18 protein-coding genes are annotated in these 19,528 nt (G+C 55.9%); 7 read left to right on the forward strand and 11 right to left on the reverse strand.

Features of this window, described 5'->3' with window-relative positions:
* Nucleotides 1-99: 99 nt before the first annotated feature.
* Nucleotides 100-1,521 carry a M24 family metallopeptidase gene (locus OK412_RS08170; protein WP_264353018.1) on the forward strand — a complete coding sequence of 474 codons (1,422 nt, stop codon included), beginning with the start codon at nt 100-102 and terminating at the stop codon, nt 1,519-1,521.
* A gap of 75 nt (nt 1,522-1,596) precedes the next feature.
* Entirely contained in the window at nt 1,597-3,642 is a 2,046-nt protein-coding gene (locus OK412_RS08175) for an FUSC family protein (RefSeq protein WP_264353019.1), read from the forward strand.
* A gap of 213 nt (nt 3,643-3,855) precedes the next feature.
* Here OK412_RS08175 and OK412_RS08180 read toward each other — a convergent pair whose 3' ends face one another.
* Both OK412_RS08180 and OK412_RS08185 read right to left on the reverse strand, forming a co-directional pair.
* A complete protein-coding gene (locus tag OK412_RS08180; RefSeq protein ID WP_022625647.1) occupies nt 3,856-4,191 on the reverse strand; it encodes a gamma-glutamylcyclotransferase family protein in 336 nt (111 codons plus the stop codon).
* Between the two features lie 749 nt (nt 4,192-4,940).
* Nucleotides 4,941-5,960, reverse strand: coding sequence for an alpha/beta hydrolase (locus OK412_RS08185; RefSeq protein ID WP_264353020.1), 1,020 nt, complete (start codon nt 5,958-5,960; stop codon nt 4,941-4,943).
* A gap of 753 nt (nt 5,961-6,713) precedes the next feature.
* On the opposite strand from OK412_RS08185, the gene uraH reads away from it, so the two are divergent.
* Nucleotides 6,714-7,136, forward strand: a complete 423-nt coding sequence (uraH, locus tag OK412_RS08190) for a hydroxyisourate hydrolase (RefSeq protein WP_010244915.1) — start codon at nt 6,714-6,716, stop codon at nt 7,134-7,136.
* Nucleotides 7,137-7,150: 14 nt separating this feature from the next.
* Here uraH and OK412_RS08195 read toward each other — a convergent pair whose 3' ends face one another.
* Entirely contained in the window at nt 7,151-8,074 is a 924-nt protein-coding gene (locus tag OK412_RS08195) for a LysR family transcriptional regulator (RefSeq protein WP_010670147.1), read from the reverse strand.
* Between the two features lie 151 nt (nt 8,075-8,225).
* On the opposite strand from OK412_RS08195, the gene OK412_RS08200 reads away from it, so the two are divergent.
* Nucleotides 8,226-8,975: a glucose 1-dehydrogenase gene (locus tag OK412_RS08200; protein ID WP_033787857.1), complete on the forward strand. Its 750-nt coding sequence runs from the start codon at nt 8,226-8,228 to the stop codon at nt 8,973-8,975.
* Nucleotides 8,976-9,238: 263 nt separating this feature from the next.
* Complete coding sequence (locus OK412_RS08205) at nt 9,239-10,339, forward strand: NADH:flavin oxidoreductase/NADH oxidase (protein ID WP_031592311.1); 1,101 nt, start codon at nt 9,239-9,241, stop codon at nt 10,337-10,339.
* Nucleotides 10,340-10,382: 43 nt separating this feature from the next.
* Here OK412_RS08205 and OK412_RS08210 read toward each other — a convergent pair whose 3' ends face one another.
* Entirely contained in the window at nt 10,383-10,967 is a 585-nt protein-coding gene (locus tag OK412_RS08210) for an NUDIX domain-containing protein (protein ID WP_033767247.1), read from the reverse strand.
* Between the two features lie 83 nt (nt 10,968-11,050).
* Here OK412_RS08210 and OK412_RS08215 point away from each other — a divergent pair, with 83 nt between their 5' ends.
* Nucleotides 11,051-11,800 carry a DeoR/GlpR family DNA-binding transcription regulator gene (locus OK412_RS08215; RefSeq protein WP_010670143.1) on the forward strand — a complete coding sequence of 250 codons (750 nt, stop codon included), beginning with the start codon at nt 11,051-11,053 and terminating at the stop codon, nt 11,798-11,800.
* Here the strand turns inward: OK412_RS08215 and OK412_RS08220 are convergent.
* Both OK412_RS08220 and OK412_RS08225 read right to left on the reverse strand, forming a co-directional pair.
* On the reverse strand, nt 11,793-12,311 hold the full coding sequence (locus OK412_RS08220) for a glutamate racemase (protein WP_264353093.1): 519 nt from the start codon (nt 12,309-12,311) through the stop codon (nt 11,793-11,795). The genes OK412_RS08215 and OK412_RS08220 overlap by 8 nt on opposite strands.
* A gap of 120 nt (nt 12,312-12,431) precedes the next feature.
* Nucleotides 12,432-12,830 carry a VOC family protein gene (locus OK412_RS08225; protein ID WP_182500034.1) on the reverse strand — a complete coding sequence of 133 codons (399 nt, stop codon included), beginning with the start codon at nt 12,828-12,830 and terminating at the stop codon, nt 12,432-12,434.
* Between the two features lie 319 nt (nt 12,831-13,149).
* On the opposite strand from OK412_RS08225, the gene OK412_RS08230 reads away from it, so the two are divergent.
* Complete coding sequence (locus OK412_RS08230) at nt 13,150-14,181, forward strand: NADP-dependent oxidoreductase (RefSeq protein ID WP_010244937.1); 1,032 nt, start codon at nt 13,150-13,152, stop codon at nt 14,179-14,181.
* A 41-nt stretch (nt 14,182-14,222) separates the two neighbouring features.
* Here OK412_RS08230 and OK412_RS08235 read toward each other — a convergent pair whose 3' ends face one another.
* The 5 genes from OK412_RS08235 to OK412_RS08255 are packed head-to-tail and all read right to left on the reverse strand — an operon-like array spanning nt 14,223 to nt 19,506.
* Nucleotides 14,223-15,083: a PfkB family carbohydrate kinase gene (locus OK412_RS08235; RefSeq protein WP_124889969.1), complete on the reverse strand. Its 861-nt coding sequence runs from the start codon at nt 15,081-15,083 to the stop codon at nt 14,223-14,225.
* 2 nt (nt 15,084-15,085) lie between these two features.
* The gene (locus OK412_RS08240) at nt 15,086-15,943 is read right to left on the reverse strand and encodes a MurR/RpiR family transcriptional regulator (RefSeq protein WP_010244943.1); all 858 of its coding nucleotides are present in this window, start codon (nt 15,941-15,943) and stop codon (nt 15,086-15,088) included.
* A complete protein-coding gene (locus tag OK412_RS08245) occupies nt 15,943-16,914 on the reverse strand; it encodes an ABC transporter permease (protein ID WP_010244946.1) in 972 nt (323 codons plus the stop codon). The genes OK412_RS08240 and OK412_RS08245 overlap by 1 nt, the downstream gene beginning before the upstream one ends.
* A gap of 32 nt (nt 16,915-16,946) precedes the next feature.
* Nucleotides 16,947-18,449: a sugar ABC transporter ATP-binding protein gene (locus OK412_RS08250; protein WP_263054018.1), complete on the reverse strand. Its 1,503-nt coding sequence runs from the start codon at nt 18,447-18,449 to the stop codon at nt 16,947-16,949.
* 16 nt (nt 18,450-18,465) lie between these two features.
* Nucleotides 18,466-19,506 carry a substrate-binding domain-containing protein gene (locus OK412_RS08255; protein WP_031592324.1) on the reverse strand — a complete coding sequence of 347 codons (1,041 nt, stop codon included), beginning with the start codon at nt 19,504-19,506 and terminating at the stop codon, nt 18,466-18,468.
* Nucleotides 19,507-19,528 lie beyond the last annotated feature (22 nt).

Raw genomic sequence — 19,528 nt, forward strand, 5'->3', positions numbered from 1 at the left:
AAGTTGTGTGATTGTGGCACCCTACAGGTTAAACCTCAGGTTTACCCTGGGAACGGAAATCACAAACCCCGTCAATCAATCTGGCCACTGGAGTGCGTTATGGATGCCAATCGCTATGCCCTGGAAACAATCCCGTCACCGCCGGCATTTCCCGGTGCTGCCAGCCCTGTGATGTCTGATGAAACACTGCATCGCCGTCTGGCCGCCATTATTGAGCGGATGCAGCAGCAGCAGATTGCGCAACTGATTATCTATGCCGACAAAGAGCACGGCAGCAATTTTGAATATCTGGCGGGATTCATTCCGCGCTTCGAGGAGGCGCTGCTGGTGGTGACTCAGCAGGGCGAGCTCACCTATATCATGAGTAATGAGAACCTCAAGCTGGTGCCGTTTGCCCGCAATCCGGGACGCTGTCTGCATGCGGCGGTCTTTTCTCTGCCCAACCAGCCTATGCGCGGGGAGCAGCCCCTGGATCAGCTGTTAACAGAGGCAGGGATAGTGGCGGGAGAACGCACCGGGCTGGTGGGCTGGAAGTTATTTACCGGCAGGCAGCAAGGGATGTTTGATCTGCCGCAGTTCATCTATGCCGCGGCGGCGCAGGCAGCGGGCGGCGATGCACAACTGGTAAACGCCACCGGATTGTTTATCTCGCCTGACAACGGTGCACGCTGCGTTAACGGCGCCGATGAAGTGGCGTTTTATGAGGCGGGGGCCAATCTTGCTTCAACCGCGATGCTGGCTGCGCTGGATAGCGTAGCGCCGGGCGTCACAGAGAAGGCGTTAGGCGCACGTCTGAACGCAGAAGGGCAGCCAAACACGGTGGTGACGATTGCCGCGACCGGCGATCGTTTCGCCCAGGCCCGGCTCTATCCGTCTGATAAACGGATTGCGACAGGCGACAAGCTTTCTCTTACCACCGGCTACAAAGGCGGGCTGACCAGCCGCTCGGCTTACGTGGTCAGTGAAGTCTCTGAGTTACAGTGTAACGTCTCCGACTGGCTGATCCGGCTGGCGATCCCCTATTATCATGCGGTGGTCAGCTGGCTGGAGCAGCTGCGGATCGGGATCACCGGCGGCGAACTCTATTCGCTTATCGAAACGGTGCTGCCGAAAGCGCAGTATGGCTGGCATCTTAATCCGGGGCATCTGGTGGCTGACGAAGAGTGGCTAAGCTCGCCCATCTATCCCGATTCAGCCGTGACACTGAAAAGCGGTATGCTGCTGCAGATTGATATTATCCCGTCGGTGCCGGGTTATGGCGGCTGCAGTATAGAGGATACGGTCGGACTGGCGGACGCGGCATTGCGTGATGAGCTGGCGCGTCGTTTTCCCGATCTCTGGCAACGAATGACTCAGCGCAAAGCGTATCTGACAGACGTGCTGAAGATTGAGCTTGCCGAAGAGGTGATTTTGCTCTCGAACACGGTAGGCTATCTGCGCCCTTTTTTACTGGATAAGCGCCGTGCACTGGTGCGCCAGCAGGGGCTTAACCGGCCTGATGCGGCCGGTAATAATTTGTAAAATTTAACTGAGAGTAAAACGCAGGCGCATCTGTCAGGATACGCGCCTCAGAAAGTTCCTGGTTGCTCTCATTCGATGAAATGGTTTACCAAAAACGCGGTTTTGTTTGCCTGCAAAACCTCCTTTGCCGCGTTTATCGCACTCTCTGTGGCGCTCGTTCTTAACTTCGAAAAACCCGCCTGGGCGCTCACCACGGTGTTTGTCACCTCGCAACTCTATGCAGCATCGACCGTCTCGAAATCGCTGTTTCGCCTGCTGGGCACGCTGTTGGGCGGCATCTTTATTCTGCTGATCTACCCCGAAACGGTGCAGTCGCCAGTGTTGTTCAGCCTGTGCGTATCGCTGTGGGTAACGGTTTGCCTCTGGCTCTCTCTGCATGACCGCACGCCGAAGAGCTATATCTTTATGCTGGCTGGCTACAGCGCAGCGATTATGGGATTTCCAGACGTTGAGTCACCGTTGGCAATCATCAACACCGTAGTTTCACGTATTGAGGAGATTACGCTGGGCATCCTTTGCAGCACGCTGGTTCACCGGCTGATGTTTCCGGTTTCGATGCATCATCTGCTGGGGCAGAGCGTTAATCTCTGGTTTCAGAACGCGCGCAAACTCTGTGATGAACTGATCAGCGGAATGGCAAAGAACAAATCGCTGGAGCGCGAAGATATCCTGATTCAGATGGCGGGTTATCCGTTGAATGTTGAAACGCTGCTGACCCACTGCGTCTATGAGGGCGAAGCGGCGCGTAATGTCATCCGTCTGGTCAGCGTACAGTATCAGCATCTGACTTATCTGCTGCCGACACTGACGGCGATTGAATCACGGCTGGGTGTGCTGGCCGAACTGAATATTCGTTTTCCGCCGTGCGTCACCGACGTGTTTCAGCAGTTCCTGTTGTGGCTGCATCACGATCGGATTAACGATATTGCCGGACTGCGTGAAGCGATTGCTGCCAGTCAGGCAACCCTGGAGCACGAATGGCGGGCCGGGCTGCTGGCAACCGAAGAGAGCCTGCTGCTGATTGGTCTGCTGGAGCGGCTGGCTAACTTTGTGCGCATTGCCGATGCTTATGAGAATGTCAGTGCGCGCGCAGGGGATCTCTACAGCCACGGGGATGGGGCGGCGATCCGCAATATCCGGGAACACCGGCATATCGACAAGGGACTGTTACGGCTGTCCGCGCTGACGGCATTTCTGGCGACCTTCCTCTCCAGCCTGTTCTGGATTGGCAGCGGCTGGGCCGATGGGGCGAATGCACCTCTAATGGCGGCGATTATCAGTTCATTTTTTGCAGGTGTCGATTCCCCGGTAACGCCGATGAAGCTGTTCGTGAAAGGGGTGATGATTGCGCTGGTGGTCAGCCTGTTCTACATCGCTTTTCTGATCCCGCAGGCCAATACCTTACAGGCGCTGATGATCATACTGCTGCCCGGTCTGATGCTGCTGAGCCTGGTCATTGCCAATCCGGCGACCAATCTGGTAGGGCTGAGTGTCGCCATTCAGATCCCCGGTTTTATCGGCTTAAGCCATCACTATGTCCCGAATCTGATCGTCACGCTGAATGCGGCCATCTCCTCGATGGTGGGGATTATGTTTGCGGTAGTGCTGACGGCGTTGATCCGCAACAAACGGCCGTCATGGATAGCCAGAAGAGCGGTGCAACGGGGACTGCGCGACCTGTTAGGGTTTATTAAAATGGTGGAGCGCAATTCCGCCACGCTATTGTCACGGCAGCAATTTATTGCTCGGATGCTCGACCGGGTGAATATCATTCTGCCGCGTAAAAGGCTCGATCCGGTGCCGGATATCGTGGTGGGGGGCTATCTGATTACTGAAACCTGGCTGGGCGCCAACTGTTATGACTTCTACGCACGTTATCATGAGGTGCTGGAGAGTCATCAGATTGATAGTGGTCAGATGTTTCACGAGCTGGCGCTATACCTGAAGCGCAAGATGAAGTCGCTGCAGTTAGCGCCACATCAGGATCTGCTGGAGGAGCTGGATCTGTTGCTGCTAAGACTGGAGCCGATCGCCCGAGAGGAGAGTGTGGCTGTTGCGCCCTTAATCCATCTGTTTAATATTCGGGTATCACTGTTTCCACATCAGCGCTGGCCAGATTAACCCGGTATAACAGGGCTGGCTGGTGGGGCTAAGAGAGCGCTTGCCGGGACCAGAGCGGACAATCTTATTTTAGTTACATCATACATTAGATCTTAATTAAATTGAGAATCAGGCAGCGTGCCCATATATATTGTCTGACAGGAAAATAAGGTCAGCAGACAATAAGAGCAGAGCGCGCGCATCCCAATGCAGGAAACGTTCAGCGGTAATAGCTCAGCGGCTTTCCTGCGGCTGAAGCTGATAAATCCACGCACTGTATTGCCGATTATCCTCGGCAGAAACGCGAACCTCGACGCGATCGTAGCCATCTTCAAACGCATCCAGCATCGGCCAGTGGGCGTCCAGCTGGTCGGAGAGAAACAGATAACCCGGCACGTCGGGCCCATGCTCATCCAGAACGATGCCCGGAAAATCAGCCGCTGCGCCCCAGCCGCGCTGATAGAAGGTACCGTTCACAGAACCGGCCAGCCATTCTCCGCCAATATTTTCCAGGATATGGGCATTCTCGCGTCCCGGACAGAGCGTGCCATAGACAAATAAGCGTTTCATTTTTTCTCGTCGTTGAAACAGTGGAAGCCAGCAACTTTAACGTGCATGAAATCTGATGTCATGTGGCTACGGGGATTTTCACGAATGGCTGAAGATATGGGCAGGAAGCGCAGGTTGAAATGACGCACTGTGGCAAATTCTGCGACCCAAGGGCCACGCGGCAGTCTCAGAATTCACGTAGCGTTGCCATTCAGGTCAGGCAGTCAGGCGAGTCTGGCTCAGTGAAGCATGTCATTCTGGATGAGATGGTCAGAGCGGCATTTTCGTTATCAAACCTGATGGCGGGACGGTGAGCATCAGGATGACAAACATCCGTCATCAGCATAACCGCTGGCGTGAATGAATCAGGCATCAGCATAGAAGTGTGCGTGAATGTTAAAACACAGAGGCGATTCCAATCGGTGCAGCGCAGAAACGGTGATGGTAAACAAAATAACGCGCTCAGCGTGAAAAGGTTAATGGCAACAACGAACACCCAAAAATGACGAAGCGTGATTTGCTTTGAAAGGACGGCGGATGGCAATGATGCCCGGGCATCAAAATGAAGCACGAACCAAAGAGCGCATAATGTATATTATGTTAAATAAGATATTAACAGCGCACTTATCGCTTCGATACTGCTCCGTTCTTTCCTGGTGTTCCGGCAATCGCACTGCCCTGCGTCTTCGAACTGATTCCTTCAAACTTACTGTATGGTAAGAACCCCGGACGAAGATTCGGTCCGGGGTTGGTTTCATGTGACCGGTCAGTTATTTGAGATGCGAACGCAACTCTTCACCCGCCTGATTAATAGCTGTTCTGACCGTGGGTTCCTGACTTAACGCGTTCAGCAAACCGTAATCATGAATCATGCCATTGTAGCGCGTTACGGTAACCGGCACGCCTGCTGCATCCAGCTTACGACCGAACGCTTCACCTTCATCACGTAACACATCCAGCTCTGCAGTCTGAATCAATGTTGGCGGCAGCCCCTTCAGCTGTTCAGTGGTGGCACGCAACGGTGATGCCAGGATGTTATTACGATCTTTGTCCGAAACGGTATAGTTATCCCAGAACCACTTCATCATGTTCTTCGTCAGGAAATGTCCGTCAGCAAATTGATCATACGACGCGGTGTCGAAACGCGCATCGGTAACCGGCCACAGCATCACATCATAACGGATGGCCGGCGTTTTAAACTGCTTCGCCTGCAAGGCAACCGCCGCCACCATGTTACCGCCAACGCTATTACCAACCAGCGCCAGACGTTTTCCGTCAACGCCAATTTCAGCGCCATGTTCGGCGACCCATTTAGTGGCTTCATAAGCCTGAGTAATTGCCACCGGGAAATGGGCTTCTGGCGATGGTCGATAATTGACAAATACCGCAGCGGCGCCGGATGCATTCACCATGTCACGTACCAGTCGCTCATGGGTCGGAAAATCACCCAGCACCCAGCCACCGCCGTGGAAGAACATAAACACCGGCAAGGTGCTGCTGGCATGCTCGGGCTTAACAATGGTCAGCGTCAGAGGCTTGCCCTGTACGGTAATGATCTTCTGTGAAATCTGTGCCGGCGGCAGTTCTGCGCCCTTCTGCGCCCCCGTCAACACCGCTCGGGCATCTTTGACGGAGAGTTGCTCAATCGGTTTACCACTCCCGCTGTTGAGCGCCTTCAGGAAAGCGGCCACGCCTGCGGTCGGTTGCGGACTGTTTTCAGTGGGTGCAGCAAACGCGGTACTCATCTGGCTGGCTAACAATAATGCACTGGCGATCAGTTTCATTTTCATCACAGGGTTCCAATTAACTTGCTATTAAGTAGTGTGCTATCTGGTTGGCAGGACAATGACACGGCGAACCTGGATTGTAAACTACTAAATAGCACACTATTTATCTCAAGCTTTTACCCTCTCTGACTATTTTCGTCATTAACAGACTACTTTGCTGCTATCTGTATCGATTTTCAGCAATTAAGCACTGCGCCTGAGCACCTGAAAAAAGTTAAAAGCATAGAGTTTTTTTCTGGTTAAGTTCAGCATGGACGCCAACGGTGCTCGCTACCCTATCCCGCTGCCGCTGCCGCTGCCGCTGCTGAGTCCGTTCGGTTATACACCCTGTCTCGGTCAGACCTTTGTACGTATCCGGCTCGCTGACCAGACGTGCCGGATTCACATTCTCACGTCATTCGCGACGGAAAGCAGCCCGCCCACGAGTCGATACATGTCCGGTAGTTGATAACTGACGAGACGATTCTTTGGATAGATCAGAGGATTGCTATCGCTACGTTGCCCGCCAGGGGCCAGGCTTTGTTTTATTGCTGAATTCAGAGAGGATTTCATCTGGTGCCTCTGTTCCCTGATTAGCTATGACTGCACAGGTGCTGGACTATGATTAAGCAGAAACTTTGTATGATGTAACTAAAGACATTTTCCTTCTTTCTCAGAAATTTCACATTTCCTGCGGCTAAATATCTCTTTGCCCTCAGGCGCATTACTCTCTCTGCACTGTCACCCGACTTCAGACAATCAATAAAGGAAACATTGATGAAAACTTCATATGCCTTGATCGCAACATTACTGATGACCTCTGGCGCATCCGCTATCGCTGCTCAGCCTGCTACCGCTAAAAACCCACTGAGCGTGCACGTTCTTAACCTGCAAACTGGCCAGCCAACGGCAGGCATCGAAGTTGAACTGGATCAGAAGCAGCAGGATAACTGGGTGAAACTGGCATCAGGCGTCACCGATAACAATGGTCGCATCAGCGCCCTGTTCCCGCAGGACAAAACAGCCAGTGCGGGTAGCTACCGCGTGGTGTTTAAAACCGGTGACTTCTATAAAAAGAACAACCAGAAAACCTTCTTCCCGGAGATCCCGGTTGAGTTCAACATGGAAGCCAGCGGTGAGCACTACCATATCCCGTTGCTGCTGAGCCCGTTTGGTTACTCTACCTATCGCGGCAACTGATCCCGATCCGGCACTCAGGTGCCGGATTTCCCCTCTCCCGCTACCCGCGCCGGAAAGCACTCCACCAGCCAGTCGATAAATACCCGTAGCCGTTGCGTTACGTGCCGGTTTTGCGGATAAACCAGATGAAACGGATAACCCGCCGGACGCCAGTCGTGCAGGATCTCAACCATTTCTCCCTGCCGCAGAATCGACGACAGCGAATAATTAAATGTCTGAATGATCCCAAGCCCTGCCAGTCCCGCGGCCAGATGCGCGTTGCTTTCATTGACGCCTATGCGATGCGCACTGGTGATCTCAATTTTCTCTCCCTGACGTTCGAACCGAAGCGGAAATGGCTTGCCGGTTTGCGGCGAGAGATAACTCACCAGCCGGTGTCCGTTGCGCAGTTCATCAGGATAGGCGGGCACACCGAACGCTTTAAGGTAGGCGGGTGTCGCGCAGGTAATGAGCGTAGCGTGCCCTATCAGGCGGGCAATCAGTGAGGAATCGACCAGCGGACCGCCGCGGATCACACAATCAACGTTGTCGCTAATAAGATTGACCGGGCGATCGGATACGCCCAGATCCAGCGTAATATCAGGATAGCGGGCAAAGAAATCGGGCAGCAGCGGAATCAGAACGTCCCTGGCGGTAGATCCGCCGACATCGATGCGTAACTGCCCACGCGGCTTACTGCGCAGTGAATTGAAACAGGCATCAATATCCTCGAGATCGTGCAGGATGCGCAGCGCTTTCTCATAGTATTCACGCCCTTCTGCGGTGACGGTCACGCGTCGGGTGGTGCGCTGCAGTAGCCTGACGGAAAGATGCGCCTCCAGCTCCTGAACCAGCTTACTCAGCGTCGCCTTCGGCATATTCAGCGAGTCCGCCGCCCGGGTAAAACTGCCGCTTTCCACCACCCGTGAAAAGGCTTTTATCGCCAGCAGCTGATCCACTCTATCCCCCTATTATCCACCCGTGTGGATAGTCATTTTCATTTTAGCGGATTTATCCGCCAATCCTCCTCTCTTACAGTAGCAATCAGTCCGGCAGCCCCGCTGACCGGGAATAACCAATCTGTCTATGAGACTATCCGGAGAAGAACTTATGAACGCATCACTCGCAGGAAAAATTGCACTGGTTACGGGCGGAACAAGCGGAATTGGCCTGGCTACCGCCCGGGAGCTGGCGGCACAGGGCGCACAGGTTTTTATAACCGGCCGTCGTCAGGCGGAGCTGGATGCCGCCGTCGCTGAAATCGGCGGAACCGTCAGCGGCATCCGCGCAGACGCCTCACAGCTGCACGATCTCGATGAGGTTTACTCGCGAATTGCAGCGCAGGCGGGACGCCTCGATATTCTCTTTGCCAACGCCGGGGGCGGCGACATGCTGCCGCTGGGGGCGATTACTGAAGAGCATTTTGACCGTATCTTTGGCACTAACGTACGCGGCGTGCTGTTTACCGTCCAGAAAGCCCTGCCTCTGCTGGTTGATGGCGCATCGGTAATTCTGACCGGATCGACTGCCGGAGCGCAGGGTACTGCGGCTTTTAGCGTCTACAGCGCCAGTAAAGCGGCAGTGCGCAATTTTGCCCGTTCGTGGGCGCTGGATCTGAAAGATCGCGGAATCCGGGTCAATGTCGTGAGCCCCGGCCCTGTCCGTACGCCTGGGCTGGGTGATCTGGTCAGTGAAGATCAGCGTCAGGGCTTGTTTGATGCGCTGGCAGCACAAATACCGCTTGGCCGCCTGGGTGAACCGCAGGAGGTTGCCCGCACCGTTGCGTTTCTCGCCTCGGATGCCGCCAGCTTTATCAATGCGGCAGAACTGTTTGTTGATGGCGGAATGGCACAGGTCTGAGACTCACCCTGTAGCTGAAAATCAGACCCTGGTGATTGTCCTTACCCGTTACGTAAAATCCCGGTTCGCCGGGCGTGAGCAGCAAAGCGCGCCAGGCTGAACCGTTAACGTATCAATGCCTGCCTGAGACATCAGGCTGCGTTGATCTGTAACCTGAATACGGCACGCCGTCATAAAATGTCACGTTGAAGAAACACCCGCCTGGCAAATCCCCCGCTATAGTTATTGCCTGTCACGTCAGTCATAAAAACCATGGAGATAACATGAGCCAACTTTTTTCCACTGTCTCGCTGGGCGAACTTACGCTGGATAACCGCATTGTGATTGCGCCGATGTGCCAGTACTCCGCTGAGGCGGGCAATGCGACCGCCTGGCACCGTATCCATCTTGGCCAGCTGGCCTTTTCCGGTGCAGGTCTGATGATTATTGAAGCCACCGCCGTAGAGGATATTGGTCGCATCTCCCCAGGCGATCTCGGTTTGTGGAATGATGATAATGAAGCTGCGCTGAAAACGGTTCTGGAAGATGTCCGCCGCTACTCCTCTATTCCGGTTGGTATTCAGCTGGGCCATGCGGGACGCAAAGCGTCGTGTGCCGTACCCTGGGAAGGCGGTAAGCAGATTGCGCCTGAAGCCGGCGGCTGGCAAACCGTGGCTCCGTCCGCACTGAGCTACAGCGCGGATGAAGTGAAACCGGTTGCCATGAACACTGACGATCTGGCGCGGGTAAAACAGGCCTTTGTCGACAGCGCCCTGCGTGCGGTGCGTCTGGGAATTCAGCTCATCGAAGTGCATGCCGCACACGGCTACCTGCTGCATCAGTTCCTGTCGCCGCTGTCGAATCAGCGCAGTGATGAATATGGCGGCTCGCTGGAAAACCGTATGCGCTTCCCACTGGAGGTCTTCAAAGCCGTTCGCGATGCCGTACCCGCTTCCGTGCCGGTAGGCGTGCGCATTTCTGCCACTGACTGGGTTGAAGGCGGCTGGGAGATCAATCAGTCAATCGCCTTCTCGCGTGAGCTGGAAGCGCTGAACAGTGCTTATATTCATGTCTCAAGTGGCGGTTTGTCGGAAGACCAGAAAATCAGCGTCGGACCCAACTATCAGGTGCCGTTCGCCCGCGATATTCGTGAGCAGGTGTCGATTCCGGTGATTGCGGTCGGATTAATTACTGAGCCGCAGCAGGCAGAAGATCTGCTGCAACAGGGTGAAGCTGACCTTGTGGCGCTGGCGCGCGGTATTCTTTACGATCCGCGCTGGCCGTGGCACGCAGCCGCTGCGCTGGATGGTAAAGTCCAGGTTCCGCCACAGTATCTGCGTTCTGAACCGCACGATGTAAAAGGCATCCTGACGCAGGATCAGTAAGCTTTAACGGGCAGACCGCATTAACGGCGGTCTGCCCGTTCTCTTATAAAATGCCTTTCAGCCGCAGATGCTGCAGCAGCATAATGGTCTTGGCATCCACAATCTCACCCTGGTCAATCGCCTGTAACGCCTGGTCAAAACCGAGCTCAAGCACCTCAATATCCTCACCCTCTTCCGCTATTCCGCCGCCTTCACCGCTACGCTGCTGATCGCCATACTCGGCAATAAAAAAGTAGAGTTTTTCAGTAACCGAACCGGGGCTCATAAAGGCTTCAAATACCTTCTGCACATGGCTGACGCGAAAACCGGTTTCCTCTTCGGCTTCGGCAACAATACGCGCTTCCGGCGAGGCGTTATCCAGCAGACCGGCGGCCGCTTCAATCAGAAAGCCATCATGTCCGTTCAGGAAAATCGGAAAGCGAAACTGACGGGTCAGTACCACCGTACGTTTGTCACGGTTGTAGAGCAGGATCACTGCGCCGTTACCGCGGTCATAGGCTTCACGGCTCTGCTCCTGCCAGCGGCCGTCACGGCGCAGCAGCGAGAACGTATATTTCTTCAGGGTATACCAGTTGTCTGACAGCAACTGCTCATTGATGATGCGCACGCGGGGATGGTTCTGCTGCATGATGCTCTCCAGGATAGGTAGACAGCCATCACGCTATCATGCACAATCGTGCAACTTCAAGAAAAAACATGCAAAGGCCAGTTATGCTATCCAGCCAGCGAAAACAGACGATTCTTGCCCTGCTCGCCCAGGAAAAACAGGTGCAGTCGCGGGACCTCAGCCAGCGATTTGGCCTCTCCGAAGACTCTATCCGCCGCGACCTGCGTGAACTGGCGGCAGAAGGATTATTGCAGCGGGTACATGGCGGCGCGCTGCCGGTTTCCGCTGCGCTGGCCACCTTTGAAACACGCAAAAGCGTGCAGACTGCTTCCAAACAGGTTATCGCGCAAAAAGCCGTTTCGCTGATTCAGCCGGGGCAGATCGTACTGATTGATGGCGGGACCACCAGCGCGGAACTGGTGCGACTGTTACCCGCCACGCTGAGCTTTACCGCGGTCACGCACAGTCCCAGCGTGGCGCTGGCGTTAGCCGATCATCCACTCGTGGAGATCATACTGATTGGCGGGCAGCTCTATAAACATTCAGTGGTGACGGTGGGCGCAGCGATGCTGGAGTCGATCAACCGCATCAATGCCGATCTCTTTTTTATGGGCGTCACCGGCGTGCATCCGGCGGCGGGCCTGACCACCGGTAATTTCGAAGAGGCGACGGTCAAGCGTGCGCTGGCAGGACGCGCAGCGGAAACCGTGGTGCTGGCGTCAGCGGAAAAGCTGAACTCCGCCTCGGCATTTGCCATAGGCGACCTGTCGCTGGCCAGCACGCTGGTCGTGGAAACGCAGCCGGACGAGGCGCTGCGACAGGCGCTGAGCCAGCAGGGTGTGACGGTCATCTGAGTTCGTAGCAGGCCTGCAGCGCAAGATACGGGCCGGTCAATGGTCGCTGTGTGTCAGGAAACTGCTGTGCTACTGGCGTCATTGAGCTTTGCGCGAGGGCCACCGCAACGGCTCCCTGCTGATAAGCCTGCTCTGCTGCTGCTGCAATCATTGCAAAATAGCGTGTTGTCTCCCCCGCTTTAAACGCCGTCCACGCTCCCTCCACCAGCGCGACCTCCACCTGGCTGCCGGGCTGACAGAAAAGTGCCCGCGTCGCCGCCAGCGTTGATTCTGCCGCACAGAGCGCGACTGTGCGCCCTGCCTGACGCTGCAGCGCCTCCGCTAGCATTTCGTCGGTGCGTATAACCCGATCCTGCGCGCTGAAATCACCGGCAACTGGGCCCAGCGTCGAGCAGGTGATCAGTACCGCATCGAACTGCGGCAGCAGCGTTTCAATCATTTGGGCAATACGGCGACGTAACGCAGTCGTCATCCCGCCGCTGCGTTCCGCTTCTGCCAGCAGCGCAGGCATCACCAGATGATTCAGCGGCGGATTGTCACGCGCCAGTGCGCTGGCGGCATCATCAAATATCGCGATATTACTGGCCGCGGTGTGAAAACAAAGAATGTTCAGGGTGAGCTCCGGTACAGGTCAGTTTGCGGATTGACAGGCTGCATGCTGGATAACAACACGATAACCATCCCTGTCGATAAATGTCACGCCCCGTTGGTCCCAATAGGGATTAAATGAATTCAACCGCATAAATCCTGCCTCATCCATACAGGCACATCGGGCCAGCCAGTCAGGCCGTTGCGGAATGTAGAGCACCAGCAGGTCCTCATCTGTTGGCGATGGCCGGACGGGATGCGTGTGACAGAGCGTGAATTCGAGATGCCAGGCCAGCCCTTCAGCGCCCAGCATCACGCCACTGAACCCCTGATGATCAGTAAACTCACCGATTTCTTGCAACCCCAGCCCGTCACAATAGTTCTGACTGCTTTGCGTCAGGTCTGTCACCGGTCGGGCAATACGCAGATGCTGGATAATCATGGTTCTCTCCCTGTAGAGTTCACTGATATTTATCACAATCTTCAGAGCTTCCCGTGACGCCGGATGCGTGTCATGCCGCACTGCTGATGACTCGCCTGCCCGTTTTTTGCAAGCGGATGTGAACAGCCATCAGCCTGAATCCGTGACGCGAAGGGTCCTGCATCCGCTGTGTCCCCGTGGTTAGCACCCTATGCCCTGTTATCGGTAAATCAGTTTACCGCTCACAGCGCTAAACGCATTCCCGCCGCTGTCATCTACACTTTCCCGGTATTCATATGGTGATGCCCTGAGCATTGCCCGGCTATAAAAGGATGACAATATGACTGAACAAGCAACCCAGAACCATGCCTGGTTACTGGCTTCACGCCCACACGGTGAGCCGACCAAAGAGAATTTCCGCCATGTGGCGCAGCCCGTCCCGGAAATCAAAGAGGGTGAAGTACTGCTGAAAACCATCTATCTCTCGCTTGACCCCTACATGCGTGGGCGGATGGACGAGGGTAAATCCTACGCCGCGCCGGCAGAGCTGGATCAGCCGATGGTGGGCGGCACCGTCTGTCAGGTCGCCGAATCGAAAAACAGTGACTTCAAGACCGGTGACTGGGTGCTGGCGCAGAGCGGCTGGCAGGAATATGCCGTCTCCGATGGCAAAGAGATTGCGAAGCTGGGCAACGATCTGCCTCATCCCTCATGGGCGCTGGGTATTCTCGGTATGCCAGGCTTTACCGCCTATATGGGTCTGATGGATATTGGTCAGCCAAAAGCGGGTGAAACCCTGGTCGTTGCCGCCGCAACCGGTCCGGTGGGCGCAACGGTCGGTCAGTTGGGTAAACAGAAAGGCTGCCGTGTCGTTGGTGTGGCGGGCGGTGAAGAGAAATGCCGTTACGCGGTCGATACGCTGGGCTTTGATGCCTGCCTCGATCACCACAGCGCCGACTTTGAAGAGCAGCTGAAAAACGCCTGCCCGGATGGCATCGATATCTACTTCGAAAACGTCGGCGGCAAAGTGTTTGATGCCGTATTCCCGCTGCTGAACACCGCTGCGCGCGTGCCGGTCTGTGGTCTGGTCTCGGCTTACAGCCAGCGTGAGCTGCCGCAAGGCCCGGACAGAACCTCTCTGATCATGGCGGGCATTCTGAAACGCCGTATCCGTATGCAGGGCTTTATCATCTTCCAGGATTATGGTGACCGTTACCCTGAGTTCCTGGAGGCGATGCGTCCGCTGGTGGAGAACAAAAAAATCCACTATCGCGAGCACATGATTGAAGGATTAGAGAACGCGCCACAGGCGTTTATCGATATGCTGAATGGCAAAAACTTTGGTAAAACCGTGGTGAACGTCGGCGCCTGATGACGTTAGCGTGCCGCGTCACTGACGTGGCACGCCATTAATCAGTGCGGCTGCCGGGAAACGTGTTCGGCAGCTGCACGATTTGCCGCACTCACCGCTTCTGCCAGCGTTACCCCGCTACTCAGGCGCTGACACAACACGCCGACAAAACAATCCCCGGCACCGTGGGTGCTCACCAGTGTCACCTTCTGAGCCGCCAGTGTATGCGTCTCTCCCGCCTCGCTGTAAGCCACACCATGTTCACCAGCGGTAACCACCACTCTGGCAAACCGGCTGGCCAGCGATTCTGCCGCTGAGCGCGCCGACGTCAGATCCTGCACGCTAATCCCGCACATATCGCGCGCTTCAATGGCGTTCACCACCAGCAGATCGATACAGTTTTCAAACGCGGCTGACAACGGCCGGGCGGGCGCGGCATTGACGCAGACCGTAATCCCCCGCTGCTGTGCTGCCCGGGCCGCACAGAGGTTCACCGCTTCAGGGACTTCATTTTGCAGCACCAGCAGCGACACCTCCTGCCAGAAGCCGGGTTGCTCAAAGGTCTCCAGCGGGATCTGCTGATTAGCATTGGAGACCACCACAGCACCGTAATCTCCTTCGGCATCGGTAATCGCCACGCTCATCCCGGAGGGAAGCGCATCAATGATGCTGACGGCGGTGCAATCGACCCCGGCCTGCTGCAGATGATCCAGCAGGAATTGCCCCTGCTGATCGCGCCCCACTGAACCGGCGAAGCGCACTGCGGCACCCGCACGTGCCGCTGCGACGGCCTGATTACCCCCCTTGCCACCAAACTTATAGTGACAGGCGCTGCCCATCACCGTTTCGCCTTTTTCCGGGCGATGGTGTGCATCCAGCATAATGTCGTAGTGAAGACTGCCGGTGACTGCAATTTTGCTCATAGCTAGAATTCCCGCAGATCCTGAACCGCATGCTGGGTTTTCATCAGGTTCTTCTCCGCCCGCTTCAGATCTTTCTTGGCGATAGCGACAAACAGCGCATCCAGAATATTGAGCTGGGCGATGCGTGACGCGGCGTTTTCACCCAGCAGATGCGATCCCTGAGAGGTTGAATTGAGGACCACATGCGCACTCTTCGCGATCGGGGATTCGGCGTAGTTGGTAATGGCGATAACTTTCGCGCCATTCCTCCCCGCCAGTCTGACCGGATCGTTCACCGCGCGCGTAGCACCCGAATGGCTGATGGCGATAACCACATCGTCATCAGATAACACGGCGGCTGACATCAGCATGATGTGGGCGTCGTCATAGGCAGTCGACTTGATGCCAATCTTCAGCATCTTGTGTGACAGGTCCCGCGCCACGGCGGCAGAACCGCCCACGGCGTAGAGATCGATATGACGCGCTTTAAAGATAATGTCCGCCGCACGATTGAATTCAGAAACATCCAGAATCGATAAGGTCTCTTCAATCGCCTGGATAGAGGTTCTGAAAACTTTGGCCAGCAACTGCTCCGACGAATCATCCGGCTCAATTTCCGCATGCAGCCCTGCCACTTCAGACTGGTTGTAATAGATCAGGCCACTTCTGAAATGCCTGAAGCCGGTGAAGTTAAGTTTTTTGGTAATCTTAACGATCATCGCTTCAGAGACATTATTCTCCCGCGCAATCTCCTTTAATGAGGATTGCTCGGTAATGTCGGTTCGGGCAATTATCGCCTCAGCTACCCGACGTTCTAACGGCGTCAGCTGGGGCAAACGCATACGAATCTGAGCGCCAATGGCTCGCGGATCTTGCTTCATTACTTGCCTCGGGTCGCCCGGTCAATCAACATCGCTATGATAATAATAAGGCCGGTAGCGAGCAATTGGTAAAAGGCCTGAATGTTCAGTAAGGTCAAGCCATTACGTAATGCACCGAGGATAACCACGCCGATCAGCGTCCCGAAGATACTGCCCTTGCCGCCCATTAACGACGCACCGCCAATGGCCGCCGCCGCAATCGCATCCAGTTCCCACAGGTTGCCGATGGTCGGTTCGGCAGCCCCCAGACGACCAATCAGAATCAGCGAGGCCAGTGAGGCAAGCAGGCCGGAGAAGATATAGACCGTGACCTTGGTGCGCTTAACCGGTACACCTGCGACCCGCGCCGCCTCTTCATTGCCGCCAATCGCCAGAATATATTCCCCCAGTGGGGTCTTATTCATCACCGTCCACAGCAGCAGCGCAATCACCGCCACAATCACAATCGGCGTGGGGATACCGAAAAGCGTACTGTTGATCAGGCTGCGAAATTCCAGCGGAATACCAAAGATGGGATTGCCGCCGGTGTAGATCAGCGCAATCGCCCGGAACAGCGACAGGCCGCCCAGCGTGACAATAAACGGCTGCAGCCCGGCATAGGCGATCAGCGTGCCGCTGAACAGCCCGCACATCGCGCCCACACCCAGCGTCGCGAGGATCGCCAGCGGCACCGGCACGCCCGATGCCATCAGGGTTGCACCCAGCACCGCAGAGAGCGCCGCCGTGGGACCGACCGAGAGGTCAATCCCGCCGGAGATAATCACCAGCGTCATGCCCAGTGCAATCAGGGCGTTGATTGAGGACTGCTGCAGAATATTCAGCAGATTAGGCAGGGTGAAAAAGACCGGCGACAGAAACGAAAATGTCACCACGATAATCAGTAAGCCAATTAAGGTACCGGCATCACGCAGATTAAATTTAAGCCGCAGCGCAGGTCGGGTACCCGGCCCGGTAGATGTCTGAGTTGTCATAGTTATAACCTTAAATAGTGTCAGGTAAGCGGTCAGGCGGTCTGGTCGATATCTTTGATGGCATAACGGGCAATGTTCTCTTCGGTGATCGCGCTGCCGGTTAACTCTTTGGTTATCCGGCCCTCGCGCATCACCAGAACCCGATCGGAGATGCGCATGATCTCGGTCATTTCTGACGACACCACCACAATGGCTTTGCCCGCCTGGGCCAGTTTTTCAATCAGGTGATAGATTTCAGACTTGGCACCAATATCGATACCGCGCGTCGGCTCATCAAACAGAAACACATTGGCATCCGCCGCAACCCAGCGGCCGATGATCACTTTTTGCTGATTGCCGCCGCTCAGCGTGCCGATGGTTTTCTCAATGTCGAGCGGGCGCAGTTTCAGGTCTCCCATGACCCTCAGCGCCTCGCGGTCCAGCCGGGCCTGGTTCATCAGCCCCGCCGACGTGAAGCGGTGCATCGACGGCAGCGCCATATTCATCTTCACCGCCCGCTCTTTGATAATGCCCTCTTTTTTGCGGTCTTCTGGTACCAGGCCAATGCCCGCCTTGATCGCCGCACGCACGTTGTGGTTCTTCACCGCGGCACCGTTGACGCTCACCGTGCCACGGGTGCGCCTGTCGATACCGGCAATCAGCTTCAGCAGTTCGGTGCGCCCCGCGCCGACCAGTCCGGCAATGCCCAGCACTTCGCCCGCACGAACGCTGAAGTTTGCCGCCACCACCTCATTGCCACGCGTCAGATCCTCTACCCGCAGCACTTCGCGATCGGTGACAAACGCCTGATGGTCAAGCTTGTCGATCTTCCGTCCGACCATTTTGGCGACGATGCTCTCCTCATCCTCATCACTGATGCTGACCACCCCCACCTGCTTTCCGTCACGCATAATGGTGGCGCGGTCGCACACCCGGAAAATCTCATTCATCTTGTGCGAAACATAGATCAGCGAGACGCCGGTCGACTTCAGATCGCCAATCAGCTCTGCCAGCCGGTCAAATTCGCGTGGCGTCAGGCTGGAGGTCGGCTCATCCATGGCGATGATTTTGGCGTCATCCAGCAGCGCCCGGGCAATCTCAACGATCTGCTGCTGCGATACCTTGAGGTTCCTGATCGGCGTATCGGGATCGATAGTGGGATCCAGCGTCTTCAGAATCAGGGTTGCCCGCGCCAGCTGGGCCTTTTTATCCACCCACCAGCCCCCGGCGCGGGTCAGCGGGCGACCCAGAAACATGTTCTGCGCCACGGAAAGCTCAGGCACATGCTGTAACTCCTGGTGGATCATCGCGATCCCGGCCTGACGGGCGCTGAGCGGACTGCGGATCTGCACCCGGTTTCCATTGACGCTGATCTCTCCGCTGTCCGCGCCGCGAACGCCGGAGAGGATATTCAGCAGCGTCGACTTACCCGCGCCATTTTCCCCAATCAGCGCGTGCACCTCGCCGGGCCGCACTGAGAAATCGACATCCTGCAGTGCGGCGGCGTTACCGTAACTTTTGCTGATGCCACGCATCATTAAGCGAAACTGTTCCATACCCGCTCCCGCTGACCTATTGTTGAGCCAGCAGCTGACGCAACCGGTTGTTGTCTTTGGTTGAGAACGCCTCAACATTCTCTTTTGTGATCAGCGCCTGAGGTGTCGAGACAACGCGCGACAGTTTCTGTCCGTTGATCAGACGGATAATGACGTCCATCGCCACTTCACCGGTCAGCACCGGGAAACTGTCGACCGTGCCGGTCAGCTCGCCGCGCTTAATCGAGGCGTAGGCATCGGAAATACCGTCAGTGCCAAAGATGGCCACCTGTGATGCTTTGTTCTGCGCGCGTACCGCCTCCACCACGCCCAGCGCCATGGTGTCGTTGTTGGCGTAGAAGCCGATCAAATCAGGATGCTGCTGCAGAATGGTCGATGCGGCGTTAAAGGCCTGCTCGCGACTCCAGTTAGCGGGCACGCTGGCCACGATGGTGAACTTCCCGGCGCTGTCCAGCGTCTCTTTAAAGCCACGGGTGCGCTGTCCGGCGGCATAAACCCCTGGCTGCCCTTCAATCACCGCCACTTTGCCGCCCTGCGGATGGTGCTGAATAAACCATTTCGCCACCCGCACGCCATTGTCTTTCTGGACGTTGCCGACGTAGTAGCGCGCATTCGGCATTACCGCATCATTAACGTTCACCACCGGGATATTTTTACTGTTGGCACTCTCCAGTGCAGGCTCCAGGTTGATATCGGTCTGCGGCGAAACCAGCAGGCCGTTAAAGCCCTGCGAGATCAGGGTTTCCGCAATGGAGAGCTGACCGAGCTGATCGTCTTCATTGGCCGCCGCCTGATAAGCGACAGTGAAACCATACTTTTTCGCCGCGTTCTGGTAGCCCTGGCCGAGTGAGCGCCAGTACTCATTGGTCAGGGTTTTCGATACCCCGCCAATCTTCAGCGACTTATCGACTTTTGGCAGTGCGCCATATTTGGTGTCGAGCTGGGTCCAGTCGGTGCGATCCGGTTCGGTATCGGATTGCAGCGGTGCCAGTTCTGCCGCATAAACCGTGCTGCAGAGCAGTGAGGAGGCGATAAGAGCAAGCAGGCGTTTTTTCATATTTTATTCTCAGGGTGTTGGG

It is taken from the genome of Pantoea sp. JV6 (assembly GCF_025910055.1).
GTDB lineage: Bacteria > Pseudomonadota > Gammaproteobacteria > Enterobacterales > Enterobacteriaceae > Pantoea > Pantoea agglomerans.